Annotated in this window: 24 protein-coding genes and 1 tRNA gene; 11 read left to right on the forward strand and 14 right to left on the reverse strand. The window is 52.4% G+C overall.

What is annotated here, in order from left to right; all coding sequences use genetic code 11:
- Nucleotides 1–52: 52 nt before the first annotated feature.
- The 3 genes from bmt to AB8881_06445 form a co-directional block, all read right to left on the reverse strand.
- Nucleotides 53–1072, reverse strand: coding sequence for a betaine--homocysteine S-methyltransferase (bmt, locus tag AB8881_06435; GenBank protein ID XDZ62196.1), 1020 nt, complete (start codon nt 1070–1072; stop codon nt 53–55).
- Between the two features lie 125 nt (nt 1073–1197).
- The gene (locus AB8881_06440) at nt 1198–1443 is read right to left on the reverse strand and encodes a DUF1289 domain-containing protein (GenBank protein XDZ62197.1); all 246 of its coding nucleotides are present in this window, start codon (nt 1441–1443) and stop codon (nt 1198–1200) included.
- A 38-nt stretch (nt 1444–1481) separates the two neighbouring features.
- A complete protein-coding gene (locus AB8881_06445; protein XDZ62198.1) occupies nt 1482–2006 on the reverse strand; it encodes a DJ-1/PfpI family protein in 525 nt (174 codons plus the stop codon).
- Between the two features lie 394 nt (nt 2007–2400).
- Here AB8881_06445 and AB8881_06450 point away from each other — a divergent pair, with 394 nt between their 5' ends.
- Entirely contained in the window at nt 2401–3216 is an 816-nt protein-coding gene (locus AB8881_06450) for a dienelactone hydrolase family protein (GenBank protein ID XDZ62199.1), read from the forward strand.
- A gap of 160 nt (nt 3217–3376) precedes the next feature.
- On the opposite strand, the gene AB8881_06455 is transcribed toward AB8881_06450, so the two are convergent.
- Nucleotides 3377–3619, reverse strand: a complete 243-nt coding sequence (locus AB8881_06455) for a CDGSH iron-sulfur domain-containing protein (protein ID XDZ62200.1) — start codon at nt 3617–3619, stop codon at nt 3377–3379.
- A 141-nt stretch (nt 3620–3760) separates the two neighbouring features.
- Nucleotides 3761–3836, reverse strand: a tRNA-Gly gene (locus AB8881_06460).
- A gap of 329 nt (nt 3837–4165) precedes the next feature.
- On the opposite strand from AB8881_06460, the gene folE reads away from it, so the two are divergent.
- Nucleotides 4166–4810, forward strand: a complete 645-nt coding sequence (gene folE, locus AB8881_06465; GenBank protein XDZ64525.1) for a GTP cyclohydrolase I FolE — start codon at nt 4166–4168, stop codon at nt 4808–4810.
- A gap of 71 nt (nt 4811–4881) precedes the next feature.
- Nucleotides 4882–6327 (forward strand): TrkH family potassium uptake protein, encoded by a 1446-nt coding sequence (locus AB8881_06470; GenBank protein ID XDZ62201.1) that lies wholly within the window; start codon nt 4882–4884, stop codon nt 6325–6327.
- On the opposite strand, the gene AB8881_06475 is transcribed toward AB8881_06470, so the two are convergent.
- The 6 genes from AB8881_06475 to AB8881_06500 all read right to left on the reverse strand — a co-directional run bounded on the left by AB8881_06475 (nt 6324) and on the right by AB8881_06500 (nt 12628).
- A complete protein-coding gene (locus AB8881_06475) occupies nt 6324–6917 on the reverse strand; it encodes a hypothetical protein (GenBank protein XDZ62202.1) in 594 nt (197 codons plus the stop codon). The two genes, AB8881_06470 and AB8881_06475, sit on opposite strands and share 4 nt — an antisense overlap.
- A 183-nt stretch (nt 6918–7100) precedes the next feature.
- Nucleotides 7101–8117, reverse strand: a complete 1017-nt coding sequence (locus AB8881_06480; protein XDZ62203.1) for an Hsp33 family molecular chaperone HslO — start codon at nt 8115–8117, stop codon at nt 7101–7103.
- Between the two features lie 66 nt (nt 8118–8183).
- The gene (gene argF, locus AB8881_06485) at nt 8184–9092 is read right to left on the reverse strand and encodes an ornithine carbamoyltransferase (protein XDZ64526.1); all 909 of its coding nucleotides are present in this window, start codon (nt 9090–9092) and stop codon (nt 8184–8186) included.
- Nucleotides 9093–9144: 52 nt separating this feature from the next.
- Nucleotides 9145–10359 carry an aspartate aminotransferase family protein gene (locus AB8881_06490; GenBank protein XDZ62204.1) on the reverse strand — a complete coding sequence of 405 codons (1215 nt, stop codon included), beginning with the start codon at nt 10357–10359 and terminating at the stop codon, nt 9145–9147.
- A gap of 209 nt (nt 10360–10568) precedes the next feature.
- On the reverse strand, nt 10569–11684 hold the full coding sequence (locus AB8881_06495) for a 2'-deoxycytidine 5'-triphosphate deaminase (protein XDZ62205.1): 1116 nt from the start codon (nt 11682–11684) through the stop codon (nt 10569–10571).
- A 41-nt stretch (nt 11685–11725) separates the two neighbouring features.
- Nucleotides 11726–12628, reverse strand: coding sequence for an ABC transporter permease (locus AB8881_06500; protein XDZ62206.1), 903 nt, complete (start codon nt 12626–12628; stop codon nt 11726–11728).
- Between the two features lie 178 nt (nt 12629–12806).
- Between AB8881_06500 and AB8881_06505 the strand changes: the two genes are divergently transcribed.
- Nucleotides 12807–13391 (forward strand): regulatory protein RecX, encoded by a 585-nt coding sequence (locus AB8881_06505; protein XDZ62207.1) that lies wholly within the window; start codon nt 12807–12809, stop codon nt 13389–13391.
- 219 nt (nt 13392–13610) lie between these two features.
- Nucleotides 13611–15560 (forward strand): acetate--CoA ligase, encoded by a 1950-nt coding sequence (gene acs, locus AB8881_06510; protein ID XDZ62208.1) that lies wholly within the window; start codon nt 13611–13613, stop codon nt 15558–15560.
- Nucleotides 15561–15726: 166 nt separating this feature from the next.
- Here the strand turns inward: acs and AB8881_06515 are convergent, their stop codons facing one another.
- The 3 genes from AB8881_06515 to AB8881_06525 all read right to left on the reverse strand — a co-directional run bounded on the left by AB8881_06515 (nt 15727) and on the right by AB8881_06525 (nt 18920).
- Nucleotides 15727–16236, reverse strand: a complete 510-nt coding sequence (locus AB8881_06515) for a DNA-binding response regulator (protein ID XDZ62209.1) — start codon at nt 16234–16236, stop codon at nt 15727–15729.
- A gap of 341 nt (nt 16237–16577) precedes the next feature.
- Nucleotides 16578–17975 (reverse strand): hypothetical protein, encoded by a 1398-nt coding sequence (locus AB8881_06520; protein XDZ62210.1) that lies wholly within the window; start codon nt 17973–17975, stop codon nt 16578–16580.
- A 243-nt stretch (nt 17976–18218) separates the two neighbouring features.
- Nucleotides 18219–18920, reverse strand: coding sequence for an SCO family protein (locus AB8881_06525; protein XDZ62211.1), 702 nt, complete (start codon nt 18918–18920; stop codon nt 18219–18221).
- Between the two features lie 284 nt (nt 18921–19204).
- Between AB8881_06525 and AB8881_06530 the strand changes: the two genes are divergently transcribed.
- The 6 genes from AB8881_06530 (at nt 19205) to AB8881_06555 (ending at nt 23150) form a co-directional block, all read left to right on the forward strand.
- On the forward strand, nt 19205–19486 hold the full coding sequence (locus tag AB8881_06530; GenBank protein ID XDZ62212.1) for a YggT family protein: 282 nt from the start codon (nt 19205–19207) through the stop codon (nt 19484–19486).
- A 68-nt stretch (nt 19487–19554) separates the two neighbouring features.
- The gene (gene folD, locus AB8881_06535; protein XDZ62213.1) at nt 19555–20451 is read left to right on the forward strand and encodes a bifunctional methylenetetrahydrofolate dehydrogenase/methenyltetrahydrofolate cyclohydrolase FolD; all 897 of its coding nucleotides are present in this window, start codon (nt 19555–19557) and stop codon (nt 20449–20451) included.
- 84 nt (nt 20452–20535) lie between these two features.
- Nucleotides 20536–20736, forward strand: coding sequence for a twin transmembrane helix small protein (locus AB8881_06540; GenBank protein XDZ62214.1), 201 nt, complete (start codon nt 20536–20538; stop codon nt 20734–20736).
- A gap of 98 nt (nt 20737–20834) precedes the next feature.
- Entirely contained in the window at nt 20835–21404 is a 570-nt protein-coding gene (locus AB8881_06545; GenBank protein ID XDZ62215.1) for a cob(I)yrinic acid a,c-diamide adenosyltransferase, read from the forward strand.
- Between the two features lie 60 nt (nt 21405–21464).
- A complete protein-coding gene (locus AB8881_06550) occupies nt 21465–22214 on the forward strand; it encodes an electron transfer flavoprotein subunit beta/FixA family protein (GenBank protein XDZ62216.1) in 750 nt (249 codons plus the stop codon).
- Between the two features lie 3 nt (nt 22215–22217).
- Nucleotides 22218–23150 (forward strand): electron transfer flavoprotein subunit alpha/FixB family protein, encoded by a 933-nt coding sequence (locus AB8881_06555; protein XDZ62217.1) that lies wholly within the window; start codon nt 22218–22220, stop codon nt 23148–23150.
- The last annotated feature ends 66 nt before the right edge of the window (nt 23151–23216 follow it).

The following is a 23216-nucleotide window of genomic DNA, read 5'->3' on the forward strand; positions in this document are numbered from 1 at the left end:
TTTCGGATCAAACATTGCTGATTTCGGCGATTTTATCGGCGCATGATCCGTTTTACGATGAACGACGACGCCCGCGACGCCCGCGCCGGTCGTCGCCACCGGCATTATTGATATTCACATCGGCCCACGCTTCGCCAAGCGCGGCAGTCATTGCAGCCGCATCAAACGGGCGCACCGGTGTAGTTTCAAGCGCCTTTGTCATGGCCGCAACATGCGCCGGGCTGGTGCCGCAACAGCCACCAATAATCTTGGCGCCCATATCGCGCGCAAAGAGCGCGTAATCAGCCATCAATTCCGGCGTCCCATGATAATGAATAGCGCCCTCAACATAGGCTGGAATGCCGCAATTGCCCTTTGCCACAACGGGTACATCGCCCGATTGGGTCAAAATACCATCTACTGAATGCAGCAATTCGGCAAGCCCAATGCCGCAATTGGCGCCAATGAAACTGGCACCAGATGCGGTGGCGAAACTGGCAAAATCAGCTGGCATGACGCCCATCATTGAGCGGCTTGCCGTATCAAATGTCATCGTGGCACAAATCGGCAGGCCCGTGGTTTTGGCCGCTTCAATCGCTGCCGCAACCTCTTCATTAGATGACATGGTTTCGATCCACAAAACATCTACACCGCCCTCGGCAAGCGCTGTGGCCTGTTCGGCAAAACCGGCGACAGCCGCGTCATGGGTCAGACTGCCAAGCGGTTCAAACAGCTCGCCTGTTGGGCCGATCGAACCGGCAACAACGGCGCGCTTGCCAGTAGTGGCAAAATGCGCATCAACCGCGCGACGTGCGAGTTGCGCCGCCGCCACATTCAATTCATGCACCCGGTTTTGGGAATCATGGAGCTTGAGCCGGAATGAGGTACCGCCAAAACTGTTCGTTAAGATCAGGTCAGAACCAGCTTCAAGAAAGCTATTATGCAGCCATAAGATATCATCGGGGCGTTCTACCGACCATAATTCCGGCGGATAACCGGTTTCAAGGCCACGCCCAAACAGATTGGTGCCAGTCGCACCATCAGCAACACACCAGCCCTTCGCGGCGATCAGATCAGATAGGATATTGCTCATTGGCTTTGGCTTCCTCAACTATCAATATTAGGAACTGCCAATATTAGGGATTTCCTATATTAGGAGCTGCCAATATTGGAAACAGCAACAGGGCCATTATCTGACCGCTGAAATTTAACCTTGGGTTATACGCTCAGGCGTTTTGTATCCCGCCGCGATGGCCGGCGGCGAACGCCAGTTGCCTTGGCGCGCCGATCTTTCAAAATTTCCAGCAACTCAAGCTGATCATCTTGATCCATACTGCGCCAGGCAGCAATCTCGGCGCGCGTGCGATAACAGCCAAGGCAAACGCCATCTTGCGGATCCATCTGACAGATCGACACGCATGGTGACGGCAGTTTGGTTACAGGTGGATCATTCGGTGATGCCATGGCTGTCTTACCTTTTAACGCTCTCGCCTCTTAACGTTTTAGGCCGCGCGGCTTTCGCCTTTGATGTTCGCCATTGCATCATTCATTGCAGACAGCTCAACAAGCTGTTCTGATGCCGCCGCGATTGTGACCAGATTGCGGTCAACAATTGGGGCGTTATCATCAGCGGCCGCCGGTGTCCGGTCAGCTGCTTCGTCAATCAATGACAACAATGAAACGGCCTCGCCTTGGAGCAGAATCGGCATATCTTCACGTAGAAAGGCGCGCAATACACGCTTGGCATGAGCCTCGTTTTTCAGGCTTTCGACATGACGATTGCCAGCCGGCACGATCAGCGCATCATAATCAACCGCAAGCGCGGTCGACAGGGTTGCGTCAGCTGGATAAGACATGCCCCAGCCAGTGCCGTTCCACGCATTGGTCAATCCAGCTTCCCGAGACACAATTTTCAATTTCGCGCCTGCGTTCATCATGGCGCGCTGAATGGTGATAAACCCGGCTTCATCAAACCCGCTTGCCACCATGATAGCGATTGTTTTCCCAGAGAAATTGGATAGTTTCATAAGACTGCTCCTTAACATAAATTGCACAAACGCCCCGGGCTTGGACATAGTATATCAGCCGCCACGAGGAGAGTTACGCCGGACCGCGTCTACCGGTCCGCCGGTTGCGCTTGTCCTCGTAAAAAATAGGATTGCGCCAGCGTATACATGGCTTTGCTAATTTGTTCAAGCGTTACTCGCCTTGGTCTTGTTCTTACCAGCGGTGACGTGCCAAAAATCAGCGGAAAAAAATGATCACTGAACCCAATTTCTGGATTTGCAGTCGGCATAGAAAGGCATAGAATAGTCGGCAATGCATAATCCATGACCCGGCATTACCAGCCGGCCTTATGGGACTTTTTGAGAGTGCCTCTGCATGGGGCATTATGCAGTTTTTTCAATGGAGAAAAATACTATGTGCGATTTGGAAACCTGCAATCCGAACGATCACCGCCGTCCTGCCGTTTCGGCAACCGACCGCCGACTTTTTCTCGCCGGTGCCATGGCCTTGCCACTAGCGACCATTCTTGGCCATGTTGACCTTGCCGAAGCTCAGGCCAGCAAGGGCGTTACCATCAGCCAAACGACCGCAGATGGCCGTTCTGTCAGTGCCTATTTTGCCGAGGCTGACAAAAAAGATGCACCGGTGGTGATTTTGATCCATGAATGGTGGGGGCTGAACGACAACATCAAGACCATGGCTGAAGACATCCGTGCCAAAGGGTTCCACGCCGTTGCGATTGATCTGTTCAATGGCTCAGTAGCAACCAATCGCGATGAAGCCAAAGCCCAGACCAGTGCGGTTAAAGCTAGTGAAGCTAATGCAACCCTTGCCGCATGGGTAGAGTGGGCCAAGACCAATGGTAATGGTAAGGTTGCCACGCTTGGTTGGTGTTTTGGGGGCGGTTGGAGCTTGTCAGCGGCGTTAAATACCCAGATTGATGCGGCGGTAATCTATTATGGGCGGGTCACGTCTAAGGCCGACAGCCTGAAAAAACTCAACGCACCAATCTTGGGGCATTTTGGCACATTGGATAAATCCATCAATCCGGAAATGGTCGGTGCGTTCCACAAATCACTTGCCGAGGCTGGAAAAAGCGATCTGATGACGACGCACTGGTATACTGCCGGTCATGCTTTTGCCAACCCGACAGGGGGGCGCTATGACGAGGATGATGCGGCGCTGGCATGGGCAAGAACGCATACGTTCCTTGCCGCAAATCTTCGGTAGCTATTTCAGTTTTTGACTGATGAGCAGTAACCATTAATCGAACAAACGGGCAGCATCTTTTACCGAAGCTGCCCGTTTTTTAATGGTGTTTATCTAGTGAGTTGCCCGTGTCAGGCGGGCGTCAAGACTCAGGAAACTGCCCCGCCGCAACAGGTGCTGATCAATCCAGCTTATTGTGGCTACCATCGCAAAGCGGCGCCTTTGCCGAATATTTACAACCACAGAAAAACACTTTTTTCGACGCATCTGCTGTCATTTTAACTGGCGCGATGCCTGTATCCTTGTGACTGCCATCACAAAAAGGCTGTTTCGCACTCTTACCACAGGCGCACCAGAAATAGGTTTTACCTTCTTCAACATCAACAGGCATCGGCGCCTTTTGAAAAATAACCGGATCAGACATTAAGAGACGTCCTTTTCTAAAAGAGAGACAAAATAAAGAAAGAGAGCCGGTGTTCATCTGCGGCCCATTTCCCTTGGACCCAACGCCCTTGGAACCGACGCCCTTGATAGATGTCAAGCAAGACAGATGTCACCGGATGAATGGAGCGGGCAACGGGGTTCGAACCCGCGACCCCGAGCTTGGGAAGCTCGTGCTCTACCAACTGAGCTACACCCGCAACATAGCGATTGCTAAATAGATTTTTTCCATTCTGCAAGATTTTCTTGTGCGGTTATGCAGATTTCCCGGTCACACAGATTTAATGGGCGTTTATTTGCGGTGGTTTCTACCTAATAAAATGATTGGCAAATTGAGTGGCGAAACGGCTAGTTAACTTTGGGCAAGTGATTGTCATCTGGTTTCATCTGATTGGCCGATAGATGTTCATTTCTGCCAATTAAAGTTGCTTTTCTGGGCTGTTTTCGTCATATACTCAGGCAGCAGCCACCGGCAGTAACAGCCGGCACGTAATGGCGGCACTTTTAAAACGGTTTGGCAACGCACATGATGACTCCATACGACACTAGCGAGACAAAAGAGACATCCGATCTATCGGATACTGCTTCAGACAAGCCGAGAATTATAAAGCCAAGCCAAGAAGACGCCGAAGCTGCGGTTGATGTCCTGTTGCGCTGGATTGGTGAAGACCCAACCCGCGAGGGATTGGCCGGCACACCGGGCCGTGTTGTTCGTGCCTGGCGAGAATTTTGCAGCGGCTATGACGAAGACCCTGCAAAGATTCTGGCCCGCACCTTTGAAGAGGTGGAGGGCTATGATGACATGGTGATGCTGCGCAATATCCGGCTGGAAAGTCATTGCGAACATCATCTGGTGCCAATTCTGGGCGTTGCGCATATTGCCTATATGCCCGATCGGCGGGTTGTTGGTATTTCCAAGCTGGCGCGCGTGCTTGATGGTTTTGCGCATCGTTTGCAAACCCAAGAAACCCTGACCGCGCAAGTTGCCGATTGTATCCAGAATATATTGCAGCCAAAGGGCGTGGCGATATTGATCGATGCCCAACATCAATGCATGACAACCAGAGGCGTTCGCAAACCTGATGTCTCGATGATCACCACGCGATTTACCGGAATCTTCAAAGAGGATGAGTCCCTAAGCCGCCGTTTTTTGGATCAAACAAAGCTCGGCTAACAACAAGCGTCATGGCGGCCAGCGATAATCAGAACCGCAGATGATGACTTGGTAACCAAAACCGGATTATTATGCAGCTATCACCCGTGCTCAATATCCTGGGACTTTTAGCAACCATCTTGGCGGCAGCAATGCTGATTCCAATGTTCGTCGATCTTTATGCCGGATCCAGCGACTGGCAGGTTTTTGCACTTTCTGCCTTGTTGACCGGCTTTGTCGGTGTTTCAGTTTGGCTGGCGACAAACCGGCGCGAAGCCCTCGATTTGGGGCTGAGACAAGCATTTCTGCTAACCAATGGTTCATGGGTGATGATCGGCATTTTTGGCGCATTGCCTTTCATGTTCAGCGAGCTTCACCTTAGCGTTACAGACGCAGTATTTGAATCCGTTTCTGGCATTACCACAACTGGGTCAACGATCCTTGTCGAGATTGAGCAGGCATCACCGGGCATTTTGATCTGGCGGGCGTTGCTGCAATGGCTTGGCGGGGTTGGCATCGTGGTTATGGCGATGGCGGTGCTGCCAATGCTGTCGGTTGGCGGGATGCAGCTTTTCCGCACCGAATCTTATGAGCGTCCGGAAAATGTGGTGCCACGGGCAACCCAGCTTGCCGGCGGTATTGGTCTTGTCTATGCGGGGCTTACGGCGCTGTGGGCAATCATGCTGGCAATGGCCGGGATGGATATGTTTGACGCCGTGGCGCATTCAATGACAACGCTTGCCACCGGCGGCTATTCAACCCGAACCGCATCAATCGGCGCGTTCGATTCGGTTGCTGTTGAGTGGATTATCATCACCGGCATGATTGTTGGCAGCTTGCCATTTGCCCATTATCTGGCGCTGGTACGCGGCGGCTGGCGCAGCTTGTTAAATGACCCCCAAGTGCGCTGGTTCCTGATCCTTGCAGTAGGGCTTGTTCTGCTATTGATCTGGCATTTGATGCAAACCGGCCTTGGTTTTGGCGAGGCAGTGCGCCAAGCCAGCTTTAATGGTGTCTCGATGATGACCGGAACCGGTTATGTCAGCGCTAATTTTTCGGCATGGGGCGGCTTTGCCACAACGATCTTGCTGATTGTCATGTTCATTGGCGGTTGCGGCGGGTCCACTACCTGCGGGATTAAGGTTTTCCGTTTGCAGGTTCTTGCCAGTACGGCCAAGGTTCAGGTCAGCCGTTTGCTGCGCCCACACGCCGTCGTTCTGGCCTATTACAACAAACGGCCGGTGTCGGTTGAAGTCATGGATTCAGTGATGGGATTTTTCTATCTCTTTATTCTCGGCTTTGTCTTGGTTGCCATCATGCTGGGCATGGCCGGTCTTGATTTTGTGACAGCATTATCCGGTGCGGCAACGTCGATCAGCAATGTTGGTCCGGGACTTGGTGAGGTCATTGGCGCTGACGGTAATTTCTCATCACTTCCCGATAGCGCAAAATGGATCATGTCCTTTGCGATGCTGCTTGGTCGATTGGAAATCTTTACAGTATTGGTGATGCTGAGCCCGGCATTCTGGCTGCGTTAAGGCAGAATAATCCGGTCGATCCGGGCCAGCTCGCGGCGCATCTGGCTATCAAGGCGGACAAGTGCCCCTCGCAGGCTTTCATTGATAACTCTGCTAACCTCGCTCGCCGTTGCGGACTCGCGAACGGTGATCGAATGTGATGCCCCCAGATCAGCCAATGCCTGTGTTCCCCCAACCGGCTGCAGCCACATAATCTTGGCTTTTATCTCGGCAGTGACTTTACGGCTTTGCTGGTCGGTGAATAATCCATCAATCCCAACTTTTTGCGGCAAATCGGTCATCGTGACCGCGACCCGTTGCATATCAAAAACAACCTCGCCACTGCCGCCGGCAGGGCGCAGCACATACGATACCCAATCGGCCAGAATATTGCTTGGCAAAGGGTCAATCCGGTGTCCAACATAGGGCGCGGCGACCGGCATTTGCCAGTTATCAATAATTTCAAGACGGCGTGCATTGATTGCTAGCGGCTGATAAGCGTCACTTTGAAAAACAGTAACTGGCGGCGTGTCTGGCGCAGTCTTGCAGGCGGCAAACAGCCCCCCAACAAACATCAAAACCAATCCTGATATCACTTTTGAACGGAACATCGCCAAAGCCCTTTTCCTTTGTTTATCTGTCTAGATCTTGCTCAACAGGATCATGCCACGTTGATGGCTGGATATTGCACCCACCCTAATTATGCCGCAATTTTGAACAAGGCGCCATAATCCTCTTGCCGGGATCGCGCCCCTTTAAAAAATATCCCTGAAACAGATGATCGAACAGCCGGGTTATGACTGCGGAATTGCGTCTCTATGATAAGCGCGGTTCGTTTTACAAAATTCACAAGTAACCGTCAGATTACCATTATCGTCGGCTAGATCATCAATCTTGTCAGGGGCAAGCTGCGCTAGCATCGCCTCGACCTTATCGACATTACACCGGCAGTGATCGACGACCGGACGGGCGGGCGCGCTATGCGGTGCCATACTGTTAAACAGCCGGAAAATGATGTTTTCAGGCGTCAAGGCAGGGTCAAGCAATTCATCACGCGTGATCGAGCCAAGCAAGGTCTTGGCCGTATGCCAGGCATCATCACTGGCGGCACGGGCATCGGCACTAGATTTTACGGGCACCCCGCCAGCATCATTGCCCACATCGCTGCCCACATCGCTGCCCACATCATTACCAGCATCATGGCCACCTTCCGCTGCGATACGTTGGAGCATCAGCGCCACCGCCTGCCAGCCATTTGCACCCTGTTCAGCGGCACAAAGAACAACCGTGTCAAGCTGCTCAGAATTTTCATACCAGCGCATTGCCGCATCGCTTAAATGCCGCTCATCCAGTTCAACAATTCCCTGATAGCGCCCGTTGGTACTGCCCTGATCGACGGTAAAAGCAATATAGCCGCCGCCCATCAACGGGCCCAAACGAACCGCACTCGATGGATCTTGCGCCAAACTTGCCGCCTGAAGGCCAGTTGGATTATCTTCCATCGCACAATAGCCGCGAAGATGGCCTGCCTCGGTAATATCGGCAAATAACGTTCGCACCAGCCCATCGCCTTTCGCCTGCAAGGTAAAAACCCCGTCAAACTTTAACGTGCTGGAAAGACACGCAGTTAACGCCAGCGCTTCGGCCTGAAGATTTGCCACCAGCGACGGGTAATTATGCCGTTCCAATATGGTGTTGGCAGGCCCACCGACCGAGGCTATCCGGCCTCTGATCAAGGCTACATCATCTGATCCATCAGCCAGATAAAATGGTAAAATCTGCGCGTCGGCCGGTAAATTATCATTCAACATTGTCATATCCTTACAGCCGCCCATAGCCGGGCGCCGGTTGTTTCGGCACAAAAGCCCGCAACAGGCCTAATTGCCACCAACACACCAAGCTAGAATGGCCTTTTGCGCATGAAGCCGGTTTTCCGCCTCTTCAAAGACCACCGATTGCGACCCGTCGATAACCTCGGCAGTGACTTCCATACCGCGCCATGCAGGCAGGCAATGCATGAAGATAGCATCGCCTGCAGCGGCCTTCATCAAATCGGCATTGACCTGAAATGGCGCAAAGTCAGTACGGCGGCTGCCTTCATCATTGCCCATCGAAATCCATACGTCGGTCACCACATTTTGCACTTGATCAATCGCAAGGCCAACCTCGTCAGTTAAAATAATATCACCGCCATTTGCCCGCGCCCAAGCCAGCAAATCGGCCGGCGGTGCATATTTCTGTGGTCCGGCAATCCGCAGCTGAAAGCCAAAGCGTACCGCCGCCTCAATCCAGCTAACCGCAACATTATTACCATCACCAAGCCATGCAACAGTTTGCCTAGCAAGCGGGCCATGATATTCAATCATCGTCATCAGATCAGCCATAAGCTGGCATGGATGCGAGCGCTCGGTAAGCGCGTTGATCACCGGCACGCTGGCATATTCGGCAAGGGTCAAAAGCGTTTCATGCTTGAAACAACGAATCATAATCGCATCGACATAGCGCGAGAGAACACGCGCCGTATCCTCGACCGTTTCACCACGGCCAAGCTGCAGATCATTTGTCGAAAGAACCAGCGGCGTGCCGCCAAGCTGGGCGATACCGACCTCGAATGACACACGGGTGCGGGTTGACGGTTTTTCAAAAATCATCGCCACCGTTTTACCAGCCAACGGTAATTCATGGCCCGCGCCTGATTTCTGCGCAGCCTTCATGCGCAATGCATCATCAAGCAAGGCCTGTAGATTATCCGTTGAAAAATCCTTTAAATCTAGAAAATGCCGCATCGGCTTTATCTCGTCCTTTTGCATATGTTCGGCAAAGAATTGCTGTGGTCGGTCAGGCCTTGACCGGGGTGATCGCGGCAAGTGCGCCGCCAATCTTGGCAACGGCAAGATCAATTTCATCCCGTTCAATCGTCAATGGCGGTAGCAATCGCAAGGTGTTATCGGCAGCTGGTACCGTCAATAAATGATCATCACGCAACGCACCGACAACGCCCGCCAGATCTACCGATTCAGCCAGCCGGATACCTCTTAGAAAGCCGCGACCGCGAAGCTCGCTGATCAGTGCCGGAAATTGCGCCTGCAACCCAATTAATGCGGCATCAAGATAGGCGGCACGCTCGCGCACACCGGCCAGAAATCCATCCTCGCTTAGAACCTCAAGAACCGTCTGGGCCGCCGCCATTGCCAGCGGATTGCCGCCAAATGTCGATCCATGCGTTCCCGGTGTCATCGCGCTGCCAACAGCCTTGCTGGCAATGACGGCACCGATTGGAAACCCACCAGCCAAGCCTTTTGCCAATGCCACAATATCAGGCTTCATAGCTGTATCCTCATAGGAAAACAGCCGACCCGTCCGGCCAATACCGGCCTGCACCTCATCAGCAATTACCAGCGCACCAAATTCATCAGCCGCTTCGCGCACACCTGCAAGATAACCATCTGGAACCTGTTTTGCGCCGCCTTCACCTTGAACGGACTCGACCATCACCGCGGCAACATGCGGCCCCAAGGAATCGCGAAGCGCGTTCAGATTACCAAAGGCAACATGGTCAAAACCGGCGGGCATCGGGCCAAAGCCGGTACGAAAAACCGGCCTGTCCGTGGCCGCAAGCATACCTAATGTCCGGCCATGAAACGCACCATTGGCACAAAGAATTGTAACCCGCTCAGGCTCGCCTTTTTCATAGGCGGCACGGCGTGCAATCTTCACCGCCGCCTCGGTGGCCTCGGCACCCGAATTACAGAAAAACACCTGATCGAGGCCGGACAGGCTTGCCAACATCTTGGCGACAATTTCCTGACCGGGAATCCGGTAAAGATTTGATGTATGCCATAATTTTCCAGCTTGCTCGGTTAAGGCAGCGACCAGCCGTGGATGACTGTGACCCAGCGTATTAACCGCAATGCCACTCGCACAATCGAGATATTTTTCGCCAGAGACAGATTCAAGCCAACAGCCAACACCGCGCACAAATCCAATTTCGGCACGGCCATAAGTTTGCATCACAGCTGTATCAGCTGCGTAATCCACGGCTTTTTGGTTCATATCAAAACCACCCGGCTTGTCGGCGTCATGCTGGTGGTTTCACCGCGGCAAACGCGCCCAAATATAGCTCCAAAAATCAAACCACCAACGCGCTTTTGATCGTTGGTGGCCCCAGTGGCGCGTAACAGCGCCCGTATCAAGCGTGAACTTTCGCTATTTTCCGGCCGATTGTCAAGATGTCAGCCCGCAAAGAGAAATTCGCCAACCGGTTAATCCTGAATGAAATGCTTGGCCAGACGAAGACCCTGTGACTGATAGTTAGATCCCCCCGCGCCATAAAGCGTTTTCGGCACTGCAATCATCGGCTCATACACCAGCCGGCACACTGTTTGACCCTGTTCGATCAGAAACGGCACATCATGCGAGCGCACCTCCAAAACAGCGCGCGTTCCTTCTGCGCCCAGTTCGGCCATGCCAAAGCCGGGATCAAAAAAACCTGCATAATGCGCTCGAAACTCGCCAACTCTGGTATCATAGGCGCGCATTTCAGCGGCATGATCCTTTGGCACGGTGACAAATTCACGGCTTGCCAGAATGTAAAACTCATCCGGGTTCAGCACCAGCCCGCCCAATGTCAGATCCGACGGCGTCACCCGTTCCCAAAACGCATCAACCGGCTGGCTGGAAGCCGCATCAATATCAATCAGACCCGCATGTTTGCGCGCACGCCAGCCAATCATACCGCTTTTTTCATCAGGCTCCAGATTTACACTAAGCGCAACACCATCGCGGATATCAGTTCGTTCAGCCCCATGCACCAGCCCGACGGTCGATTGCAGCGATTGCATCAAAAGGTCGGACGGGGCACTGGTTCCACGCCGCAGCCGCAATTGCGATAACCGCGATCCAGCCCGCACCAGAACCGAAAAGGTACGCGGCGAAATCTCGGCATAAAGCGCGCCAGTATAGCCATCAGCAACGGACTCAAATTCAACCGCCCCATCAGTGATAAGCCGGGTGAAAATATCCAGCCTTCCGGTCGAGCTTTTTGGATTTGCCATCGCCGAAACACCTGCTGGAAGCCGCAGATTTTCCATTAGTTTCACAATATAGACACAGCCGCGTTCCAGCACTGCCCCATCGCTGAGGTCAATTTTATGCATACCAAATTTGGCCAGCTTATCCGCGACAGTCAGGTTTTTACCCGGTAAAAAGCTAGCCTGTACCCGCCATGCCTCGCGGCCGAGACGCAAATCAAGGCTGGCCGGCTGTAACTGGCCCGGCTCGATCGGTTGATCAGCCGCAATAACACCACCAGCAATTGCCTGTTCAAGGTGCTGGACGGACAAAATACCGTTTTCAAGATCGTCGGCTGGCATGGTCATTCCTATCCTAAAATTCTGCTCGTAACGTCATTGGTCAAACGCTAACTTTTCAAACGATACCCCGAACGAAGGGCGTTGTAACATAAAATTGCCAAAACAACATTCACCGTAACAAGACAGTAGAATCCGGTCATAAGCGACCGGTCAGCAACCCCGATCATGCCATAGCGAAATCCGTCAATAGTGTAAAAGACCGGATTCAAGCTGGCAATCAGATCGAACGGCGCAGGCAAACGATCAACCGAATAAAAAGTGCCCGATAAAAAGGTCAGCGGTTGCACCACAAAATTGGTAATCGCGGCTAGCTCGTCAAATTTATTGGCCCAGATTCCGGCAAGAATACCGGCAAATGACAGGGCAAATGCCCCCAAAGTCAAAAAGCCCAGCGCGATCATCGGATGCGGCGGCCATGTCCCACCGCCAAGCATGACCAACACAACCGCGGTCACAACCCCAACGCAAAGCCCGCGTGTCATGCCCGCCGCCGCCAGCCCAAACAGCAATTCACCCGGGCCAAGGGGCGGCATCAGCAAATCAACAATATTGCCTTGCACCTTTGAGACAACAAGCGAGGATGAGGTATTGGCAAAGGCATTTTGCAACACATTCATCATCACCAATCCGGGCACTAGGAACGTGACAAAATCAACGTCGCCGACAAAATTTGCGCGCTCGCCAAGCGCCACCGAAAAGACCATCAGAAACAACACCGAGGTAATTACCGGCGCGGCCAATGTCTGCGTGGCGATTTTTAAAAACCGCTGCACCTCACGTTGATAGAGCATTGCAAGACCGACCCAGTTAATCGGGCCAATATAGACCGGACGGCGTAATCTATGCACCGTGGCCGTATCCGGGGCCGGAGGTATGGCAGGCGCCTGATCGGCGATCGGTACTGCAGTCTGAGAAGCTGATGATTTCGTCGTCGCGTCAAGATCGTTCATGCGGTCAAAATAGGCTGCAATTTGGTCAGGCGCAATGGGGCAAAGGACAGCTTTTGCCTTTCTTGTGAAAACCACTTAGTCTGAGATCTAGCGCGAACCGGGCACATTGCTGTTCTGACCAATCTTATGTCCAGTTTATGGCCCTAACGTGACCATCAAAAAGCATCGTTTCAACATCATGGCAAAAGCACCTATCGAAACAAGATTGATGAATAAGGCGGTTGATTATCTTGGCCGCTATGCCAGCTCGCAGCAACGTCTAAGCGAGGTACTTGGCCGCTTTGCCACGCGTAAATTAGACCAGCATGACCCTGATGAAATTGCCGCAGCCATTGCGGCAACGGTCACCCGCTGTCAGGCGCTTGGCTATGTTGATGATGATGCCTTTGCCCAGTCACAAGCCCGCAGCCACCGCCGCCAAGGCCGCTCGCAACTTGCCATTCGTCAACGACTACGCCAGCACCGGCTGGATGATGCGGTCATTGATACAGCGCTGGATGTTGCCGATCAGGCGAGCGCAAATGGCGAGCTTTTGGCGGCCTGCCGATTTGCCCAGCGTCGACGTCTTGGCCCGTTTGATCGCCGGCGCCCTGACGAGGATGACCGCAACGCCATCATGCAGCGGCAACAGCGTCAGCTTGGCGCCATGGCACGTGCCGGATTTTCTATGGCAATCAGCCGCAAGGTAATTTTGCTGGCAGATCCAGACAGTGCCGAGGCCTTTATCGATCAATTGGAACATGGCGAAGACCCCACGCTTTAGGCGAAATGATCCCACGCTGTAGGCGAAATGATCATTGTCGTCAGACCGGATGAAACAGGCCAAGCCTTGCCGATTACCACAAGCTGCGATAATAATTTTGCAGGAGAGGGAATTAACTGACAGGCGAATTGCCGATGATTAACGCCAGCACATATGACCCGCAACCAAAAAAGGCCAGCAAAAGTGGCCGGCAGAAACCCGTTGAAGGAGTATCTTTTCATGGACCATGACACGATCTTTGAGCCAAGCGCAGATCTGGCTAAATCAGCTCATATAGATGCCAATGGCTATGCCGCCCTTTATGCAGAATCGATTGCCAACCCTGATAAGTTCTGGGCCAAACAGGGCAAACGTATCAACTGGATCAAGCCCTATAGTCAGATCAGCGACGTGTCCTATGACGCCAAAGATTTACACATCAAATGGTATGCAGATGGCACATTGAATGCTGCGGCCAACTGTCTTGACCGGCATCTTGCAACACGCGGTGAGCAAACCGCGATTATCTGGGAAGGTGATGAGCCTGACCAGCATCGCCATATCAGCTATCGTGAATTGCATGAAGACGTGTGCAAATTCGCCAATGTGCTAAAGGCGAATGGCGCCAAAAAAGGCGACCGGATTACCATCTATATGCCGATGATCCCCGAAGCCACAGTGGCGATGCTGGCATGTGTGCGAATAGGGGCGGTTCATTCGGTCGTGTTCGGCGGTTTTTCACCGGATGCGCTGGCCGGACGCATTCAAGATTGCGATTCGACCATGGTCATCACCGCCGATGAAGGCGTGCGAGGTGGCCGGCCAATTCCGCTAAAGGCGAATACCGATGCGGCGCTCGCCAACTGCCCCGATTGCACAACAACAATCGTGGTCAAACGCACGGGCGGCGCGATCGATTGGGTTGAGGGGCGCGATGTCTGGTATCACGAGGCCATGGAAACGGCCTCGGCCGACTGCCCGCCAACCGAAATGAACGCCGAAGATCCAATGTTCATTCTCTACACCTCGGGATCAACCGGCAAGCCGAAGGGGGTGCTTCATACAACTGGCGGCTATATGGTTTATGCGTCGATGACGCATCAATATGTATTTGATTACCATGATGGCGATATTTATTGGTGCACGGCCGATGTGGGCTGGGTCACCGGTCACAGCTATATCGTCTATGGGCCGCTGGCAAATGGTGCGATAACGCTGATGTTTGAGGGTGTACCAACCTATCCTGACAGTTCGCGTTTCTGGCGCGTTGTCGAAAAACATAAGGTGAATATTTTTTACACGGCACCTACCGCCATCCGTGCCTTGATGCGCGAGGGTAATGATCCTGTTACGGCCTGTGACCGCTCATCGCTGCGACTCCTTGGGTCAGTTGGCGAGCCGATCAATCCAGAAGCATGGATGTGGTATCATGATGTTGTTGGCGACAAGCGCTGCCCGATTGTTGATACATGGTGGCAAACCGAAACTGGCGGGATTCTGATTACCCCATTACCCGGCGCGACGGCCACGAAACCCGGATCGGCGACCAAGCCGTTTTTCGGCATTCAACCGGTGCTGGTTGATGGTGATAATAAAATTTTGGATGGCGCGAGTGACGGCAATTTATGCATTGCACATTCATGGCCTGGCCAGATGCGGACGGTTTATGGCGATCATCAACGTTTCATCGAAACCTATTTCACCACCTTTCCCGGTCGTTATTTCACCGGTGATGGGGCGCGCCGTGATGCGGATGGTTATTTCTGGATTACCGGCCGCGTTGATGATGTGTTGAATGTATCAGGACACCGGATGGGCACGGCCGAGGTTGAATCCGCATTAGTGGCTCATCCAAAAGTTGCCGAAGCCGCTGTTGTTGGCTATCCGCATGATATTAAAGGGCAGGGCATTTACGCCTATGTCACGCTTGTCGCAGGTGCAATTGCGGACGACGCGTTGGCGGCCGAACTGCGACAATGGACACGCAAAGAAATCGGCCCCATAGCGACACCTGATTTACTGCAATGGGCACCACAATTGCCAAAGACCAGATCAGGCAAAATCATGCGGCGGATTCTGCGCAAGATTGCCGCAAATGAATATGACCAGCTTGGCGACACATCTACCTTGACTGATCCGGCAGTGGTCGATGATCTTGTTGAAAACCGGCAGAATCGCGACAAGGGATAGCAAAACCACGGCGCCTCACAACGCCAATGAGATACTGCTAGACCCGTGAGATAATACTAGACCGGCGTCAGCATCGACCCGGCGACGCCAGCCATTTTACTGGTTTGCAATCATACAAGCTTTACTGAAAACTGACAGAATGCAGTTTTGCGTAACCTAGCCAGCACTAGCTAATGCCAAGCTCGATAGCGCGGCAAACCGCATGGGTGCGGTTCTTTGCGCCTAATTTTGACCGTAGACTTTTTAAGTGATGCTTAATCGTGACCTCACTTAAGTTGAGCGAGCGCGCGATTTCCTTATTCGAGCTTCTCGCGAGGAGCCCCGAGAGAACATCATGCTCACGGCCAGTCAGATAGCGTTTCCCGGCCAATACATCCTCATCCGCCAGAATATCAACTGGAACAAAAGTTTCACCATTCGCGATGAGTTTGATTGCGCTCAGGGTTGCTGCGGCACTCATCGAATAGGTTAGATATCCCGACGCCCCTGCCATAAGCAGATCACGGATCGATCGCCGATTTGCTGCTGGCCCGATCAGGGCAATCGGCATCGGATAGACAAGGCTTTGGCGAACCTCTTTTAAACTATTCACCCCATCCATATCTGGCATTTTCAAGTCAAGCCCGATCACATCAAGATGCATGTTATCTCTGGCAATCTCGAGACAATCCTTCACAGTGCTAACCGTGATTACCTACAAAAATTCCTGTCCAGACACCATGTGATTTTGCATAAAATCACGACAAAGACTGTTTCCATATCCAATTAATATATTCATGTAACACTCCATCATACGAAACAAAGAGCAAAGTAGGTCTTACTTTCTTGTGAGTGTATTGTTACTCAAACTAGTAATTGCAAAAAGCTGATGAACGGCTGTCACTTGTTTGGATTTTCAACCAAAAATTTAAATCTCTGGCCTCATTCGTCGTTTCATTCACCGTTTCAAGAGATGCGCCAGCATCGCGAACCTACGGCCTTCCAGCTTGTGGGACATAAGGTCTTTTGAATATGGTGCTAGAATTGATACCGAAGATAGACTGTGTAATTGGTCCTATGGCGACGGGCGAATTGATCTTGCGAGCGAATCCGAACAGGATCAAGTTCGATGCCGCCGGTCAAATTGCCAATCAGCCTTTCGACACGCATATTCATTCGGGTTGTTGCGGTTTCATGCGGCGCAGCAAGGTATAATTGTGCTGTTAAAAACTGTCGCTTCTCGTGCTGATACGATATAATTGTGTTCCACCGCGATAAGGGCGACCATTGCAATTCGACCTTGACCGCCCGGCCAACTGACGCCAATAACCGGCGCCGCGGAAACAAACGGCTGCGCTGCTCAAGATAGGTACCAATATGCCATTCAATGCTGTTTTCCGCACGGCCAGAGACACCACTAGTAATGATCAATAGCTGATTGTTTGCCTGACGCGACCAGTGCCGCTCAAGTGCTAGGCCATGCCGGTAGGAAATATTCCATTTACGCAATTGATAGAGCGTAATGACGTCAAAACCTGCCCACGATAAATCCAGATCCTCACCCTCCACACCGCGCAATTGCGATGATGAGCCAAGCCGCAATGATATGGCCTTTGATTGCAGTTCAGTCTGATGCCAGCCAAACAGATAGCGAAGCCCAAACCCATCGCTGCCAATTGTTGATTTACTGGTTACGGTTTTCGCGATCCGCAACGCAATATGGCAAAATTTTCGGTGATCATTTGGCAGGGTCAGGGAAAATGATGTGGTGAACTGGCCCTGATATCCAGATGATGTATCCACTTTATGATGTATCTGGCGAAGGCCATCACAGAGCTGGGAATAGCGCGCGCAAAACTGATCAATCTGCGAGCCTGATGCCGCCGCTACATAGATCTGTTGTGGTGCGTCGATCAGTGATTTCCGTCGACTGAGGCTGATGTCCGCCATCGCAGTTACCAGCCAGATATCACCACAAGCATTTTCAATATACCGCAATGCTGGCCAATGCCGGCTTGACCGATAGCGTTTGCGCATTTGCCGAAAGAACGGCTTGGCTAATACGCATTGCCGAAACCGTTGAAACAAACTGGCAATCTGGAAATGTAAACGGCGTGCTTTGGGGTAGCGTTGCAACGCCTCGTTGGCCAGTTTGACCGCATCGCCCGCACGCGCCAGACCAAGCAATAAGCCGATCGCATGCCGATAAGATTTCAATCTATGCCGAGACGCCGCTAATGCATGGCGGGGCGATGTCTGTTCCGGGCCATTCACCTTTGCCTGAGCTTTTGGCCGCGTTAAGCCTGTTGGTGGGTGCGGATCAATAACGCCTGCAGGACTCTGATCAAATATCTGGGTAATCGGGGATTGCTGGTCTGCCTCGGCCAGACTGTTTGAAAAGAGCAGCAACAGTGCAACCAGACCAATTATGAACAAAGAAGTTTCCAGCACCACCAATGCGATGATTTCACCAGATTAATTCTGTTGGCTTTGTCAGCCCAGTACCCCAAGACAATCTCCAAATGCAGGTTTCTGCGATAGATGCCAACAAAAGAGTTAAAGAGATGACTTCCGAACGGCATCAAATGCTATGTTCGGTTAATCCGAAAGATCAACTAACGGGGGCACCGCCAACAGACGTGCCAACCCGATTAGAAACATAACGTCCTATTGAAAACATCATTCGAGAATTGATTTCAGCTTTTCGGTGATAAACGCGATCGGCTCATTATGCACAATCGTGCCTTTGAAACTGCCATCATCGCGATATAGAAATACCGCAGCACTGTGATCATAGAGATAATCACCATCGCCCTGATCGGTTTTCTGCGCAAAGACGCCAAATTGTTTCAGCGCCGAGCGTACCTTTTCCGGTGATCCGGTCAGGCCGGTAACCTCTGCCTCGAATAGGCTAAGATATTGTTTCAACTGATCTGGCGTATCGCGTTCCGGGTCAACCGTGACAAACAGGATTTGCAACCGGCTGCTGTCGATACCAGCGGCGCCAAGGTTATCGCGCGCCGCCGCTAGAGTGGTTAAGGTGGTCGGGCAGACATCCGGGCAATAGGTAAAGCCGAAAAACAGCGCCACAGGCCGGCCGGCAAAATCACCAGCAGAGCGCGCCGCACCGTTTTGATCACGCAGTTCAAGCTGGTTATCCTGAAAATTCGGAATGCCCATTGTCGTCTTTTTGGCAAAATGATCGGATGTAAAAAAGACACCTGCCGCCACGCCAGCAAACAGCAGCACCGCGATGATTATTTGCCAGAATTTCCCAAATGACCGGCGCGCCTCATGGTCGGCGGCCGGCACCTGATTTGCGGGTTCCCGAACTTTGGGTGATTTTGAACGCGCCTGTTTCATGCCCCAGATGTAGGCCATTCAAACACAGCTTTCAAGGTCGCTTCTAGTGCCGTGTGATCACATTTCCGGCACGCAGTTAAATACGGGTAAATATTGGCGTTGGGGTAAATGCGGGCGTTGGGGCGCCTTTTTTTGCGCCCATTAAGTGAGCCATTTAGATGAGCCAATCAGTGAAGAACTCACTGAATGAAAGGCCCAATGAATGAATGATTGTCTTTGCCAATCGGTTTTGATTATAGTGCGGGGCCGGTGGACAGCCCGCTGTCCGAAACACCAAGAGAAACCCAAATGAGCCAATAGCCATGCACGCAGTCGCAATCCTGATAGATCAGATTATCAATCTCTATATTTGGACGTTGCTCGCCTATCTTGCAGCAGGCTGGTTGATCGCCTTCAAGATCATTAATCCATGGCAGCCGGCGGTGCGGATTATCATTGATATCCTGTCACGGATTCACGAACCACTATTGCGGCCAGTACGCCGGATTCTTCCTGATTTCGGGGCGCTTGATGTAAGCCCCATTGTGCTGTTCCTTCTGGCCCAGTTTCTGCGCAACCTTCTGCAAAGCAGCATTATGGGCTAGGCTTTGCCAACTGAGATGAATGACCCCTATCATCAGGGTCGGACTTAATAAAAGAGGGGCAAATGGCTATGACAGATGCAACAGTGATTGATGGCAGAGCATTTTCTGAAAAGCTGGTACAGCAGGTAGCTGACGAGGTTAAGCTGTTTGAAAAGGCCACCGGAACAGTGCCCGGGCTTGCCGTAGTGCTTGTTGGCGAAGATCCAGCCAGCAAGGTTTATGTTCGCAATAAAAGTGAGCGAACCGCCGCCGCTGGGATGCGCTCAATCGAGCACCGCCTAGACCGTGACACAGATCAAGCCAGCCTGCTGGCGCTGATTGATAGCCTGAATGAGGATGACACAGTTGATGGCATTCTGGTGCAATTGCCACTTCCCGATCAGATTGATGCTGATGCGGTGATTAATGCCATACGTCCAGATAAGGATGTTGACGGCTTTCATGTCGTCAATGCGGGATTGCTGGCAACCGGTCAGGACTCGCTGGTACCATGCACGCCCTATGGCTGTCTTTTATTGCTTCGGGATCATCTTGGCGATTTATCCGGACAGCATGCGGTTGTTGTGGGCCGCTCAAATATTGTTGGCAAGCCCATGGCGCAATTGCTGCTTGGCGAAAGCTGTACCGTCACCATCGCACATTCACGCACAAAGGACCTTGCCGCAATTTGCAAGCAGGCAGATATTCTAGTCGCTGCGGTTGGACGGCCTGAAATGATTACCGATGCGCATATCAAGCCCGGTGCAACAGTGATTGATGTTGGCATTAACCGGGTACCTGCTCCCGAACGTGGCGACGGAAAATTTCGTCTAACCGGTGATGTTGATTTTGACGCCGCTGCCAAACAGGCCGGCGCCATCACTCCTGTACCTGGCGGTGTTGGGCCAATGACGATTGCCAGCCTGTTAAGAAATACCCTTGTTGCTGCGGCACGGCGTCACGGCGTCACCATCGCAAAAATCTGATAATACTTCATCATCATCGGCAGCCAAGACGTCAGATTTTAACAGCTACCAAAACAACGCTTTTTTGAAAAGAGACGCACCATCATGCAGTTTGACCAAATTATTCTAGTCGTGGCGCTGTGCAGTGTTGCCGGCATTCTTTTCTGGGGCGTCATTACGATGGCACGCGGCGGCGCGTATAATGTCAAAAACTCAAACCGCATCATGCGATACCGGATTGTGTTTCAGGCAATCGCATTATTATTGATTCTTGGCCTGATGTGGTATCGACGCCAAGCCGGCTAGGCAGACGGAGGCTCTGGGGGACTATTGTGCGCGCAATGTATGCCCGCATTTTTTACACGAAACAGAACAGTTCAAAAAGCTAGGACAGGCAAGCGAACATGGTAAAGCTGAACAAGATTTATACACGGACTGGCGATGCTGGCGAAACCAGTTTGGTCAATGGGATGCGCGTATCAAAGCATGCGAGGCGTCCATCCGCATTTGGTGAGGTTGACGAGGCAAATTCGGTGATTGGTCTGGCGCGACTTCACACCGGCGATATCGCTGATGCTGATGCCATGCTGGCACGCATTCAAAATGATTTGTTTGACCTAGGTGCCGATATTGCGACACCGGAAACTGACAAGCCTGCCTTACGAATTACCGCCGCGCAGGTCGTCCGGCTGGAGAGTGAAATTGACTATATGAATGCCGAGCTTGATCCGCTTGGCTCATTTATTCTTCCCGGCGGTAGTCCGGCATCGGCATGGCTGCATCTGGCGCGAACCGTAACCCGCCGCGCCGAACGTCACATGACCGAGCTTGCCGCCGAAGAGGTGGTCAATGATGATGCGATGCGCTATGTAAACAGGCTATCAGATCATCTGTTTGTGCTGGCCCGCCGGTTGAATGAAAATGGCAAGACTGATGTATTATGGCGTCCCGGACAAAATTCAGGGCAGAAATAGACAGGTTTTTGATAATGGTCGCCCTTAGGGTGGCAGGGTATTGATGCGGAGGATATGAAAATGAAGGTTCTTGTTCCGGTAAAACGGGTCATTGACTATAACGTCAAGGTGCGCGTAAAGGCCGACCAAACAGGGGTTGAGCTTGCCAATGTGAAAATGGCGATGAACCCGTTTGATGAAATCGCTGTCGAGCAGGCATTGAGATTGCGCGAGGCTGGCACAGCTGAAGAAGTGGTTGCGGTGTCAATCGGCCCAGCGCAGAATCAGGAGACCATCCGCACAGCGTTGGCCATGGGCGCGGATCGCGGTATCCATATCGAAGCCCCGCATGACATCGAGCCACTGGCGGTTGCAAAATTGTTAAAAGCAGTTGTGGCAAATGAAAATCCGGGACTTGTTCTTCTCGGCAAGCAGGCAATTGACGATGATTGCAACCAAACCGGACAGATGCTTGCCGCCCTGCTTGGATGGGCGCAAGGCACGTTTGTTTCAGCGCTTGAAATTGCTGGTGACAAAGCCAAAGTCACCCGCGAAGTTGATGGCGGGCTGGAACATATCGAAATCAAAATGCCAGCCATTGTAACAGTTGATTTGCGGCTGAACGAGCCACGCTATGCGTCATTGCCAAACATCATGAAGGCCAAGAAAAAGCCGCTTGATAGCCTGAATGCAGCTGATCTTGGGGTTGATATTGCGCCGCGCCTGACCATCGTCAAGGTTGAAGAGCCAGCCGCCCGTGCCGCCGGTGTGAAGGTCGCCGATGTAAAGGAGCTGGTCAATAAATTGAAAAATGAAGCAAAGGTGATCTAAGCCATGAGCATTCTTATCCTATGTGACCATGAAAATGGACAGCTAAGCCCGGTTACCCTAAACGCGGTTAGCGCCGCGAGCCAGATCGGTGGGGACATGCATCTGCTTGTTGCCGGTGATGCCAGCGGCAATGTTGCCAAGGCAGCAGCGTCAATTGCTGGTGTTGCCAAGGTATTGGTGGCCGATGACAAGGCGTTCGAAAATGGCCTTGCCGAAAATCTGGCACCGTTGCTGCAAAGCCTATCAGCTGGGTATTCGCACATTATGGCAGCGGCAACAACGACCGGCAAAAATGTTATGCCGCGTCTGGCGGCCATGCTTGATGTAATGCAAATCTCTGACATCATCAAAGTTGTCGACGCCAATAGTTTCCAGCGTCCAATTTATGCTGGAAATGCGCTGTCAACCGTATCGTCTAACGAGGCAATCAAGGTCATTACCGTTCGTGGCACCGCCTTTGAGGCTGTTGCGAGCGAGGGTGGCAGCGCCGCAATCGAAGCCGTGACCGGCGGGGGTGAGGCTGGCCTTTCAGCCTATGTCAAATCTGAGCTTTCTAGCTCGGAGCGCCCTGAACTGACCTCGGCTCCCATTGTGGTATCGGGCGGCCGCGGTATGCAGGATGGGGCAAATTTTGCCATGCTGGAAAAGGTTGCTGACAAGCTTGGTGCCGCCGTTGGCGCGTCCCGTGCAGCGGTCGATGCCGGGTTTGTGCCAAATGATTATCAGGTCGGCCAGACCGGCAAGGTTGTTGCGCCTGATCTATATATTGCCGTCGGTATTTCGGGGGCCATTCAGCACCTAGCAGGCATGAAAGACAGCAAGGTGATTGTCGCCATCAATAAAGATGATGAAGCGCCAATTTTCCAAGTTGCCGATTATGGTCTGGTCGCCGATCTGTTTGATGCGGTGCCTGCGCTTGAGCAGGAACTAGGCTAAAGGTTTCTGATTTCTTAAGTCAGCCTGATCAGGCGGCACTCTCGCCAGTGCCGCCTTTTTTGTGCC

It is taken from the genome of Alphaproteobacteria bacterium LSUCC0396 (assembly GCA_041228345.1).
Classification (GTDB): Bacteria; Pseudomonadota; Alphaproteobacteria; order Puniceispirillales; family Puniceispirillaceae; genus UBA3439.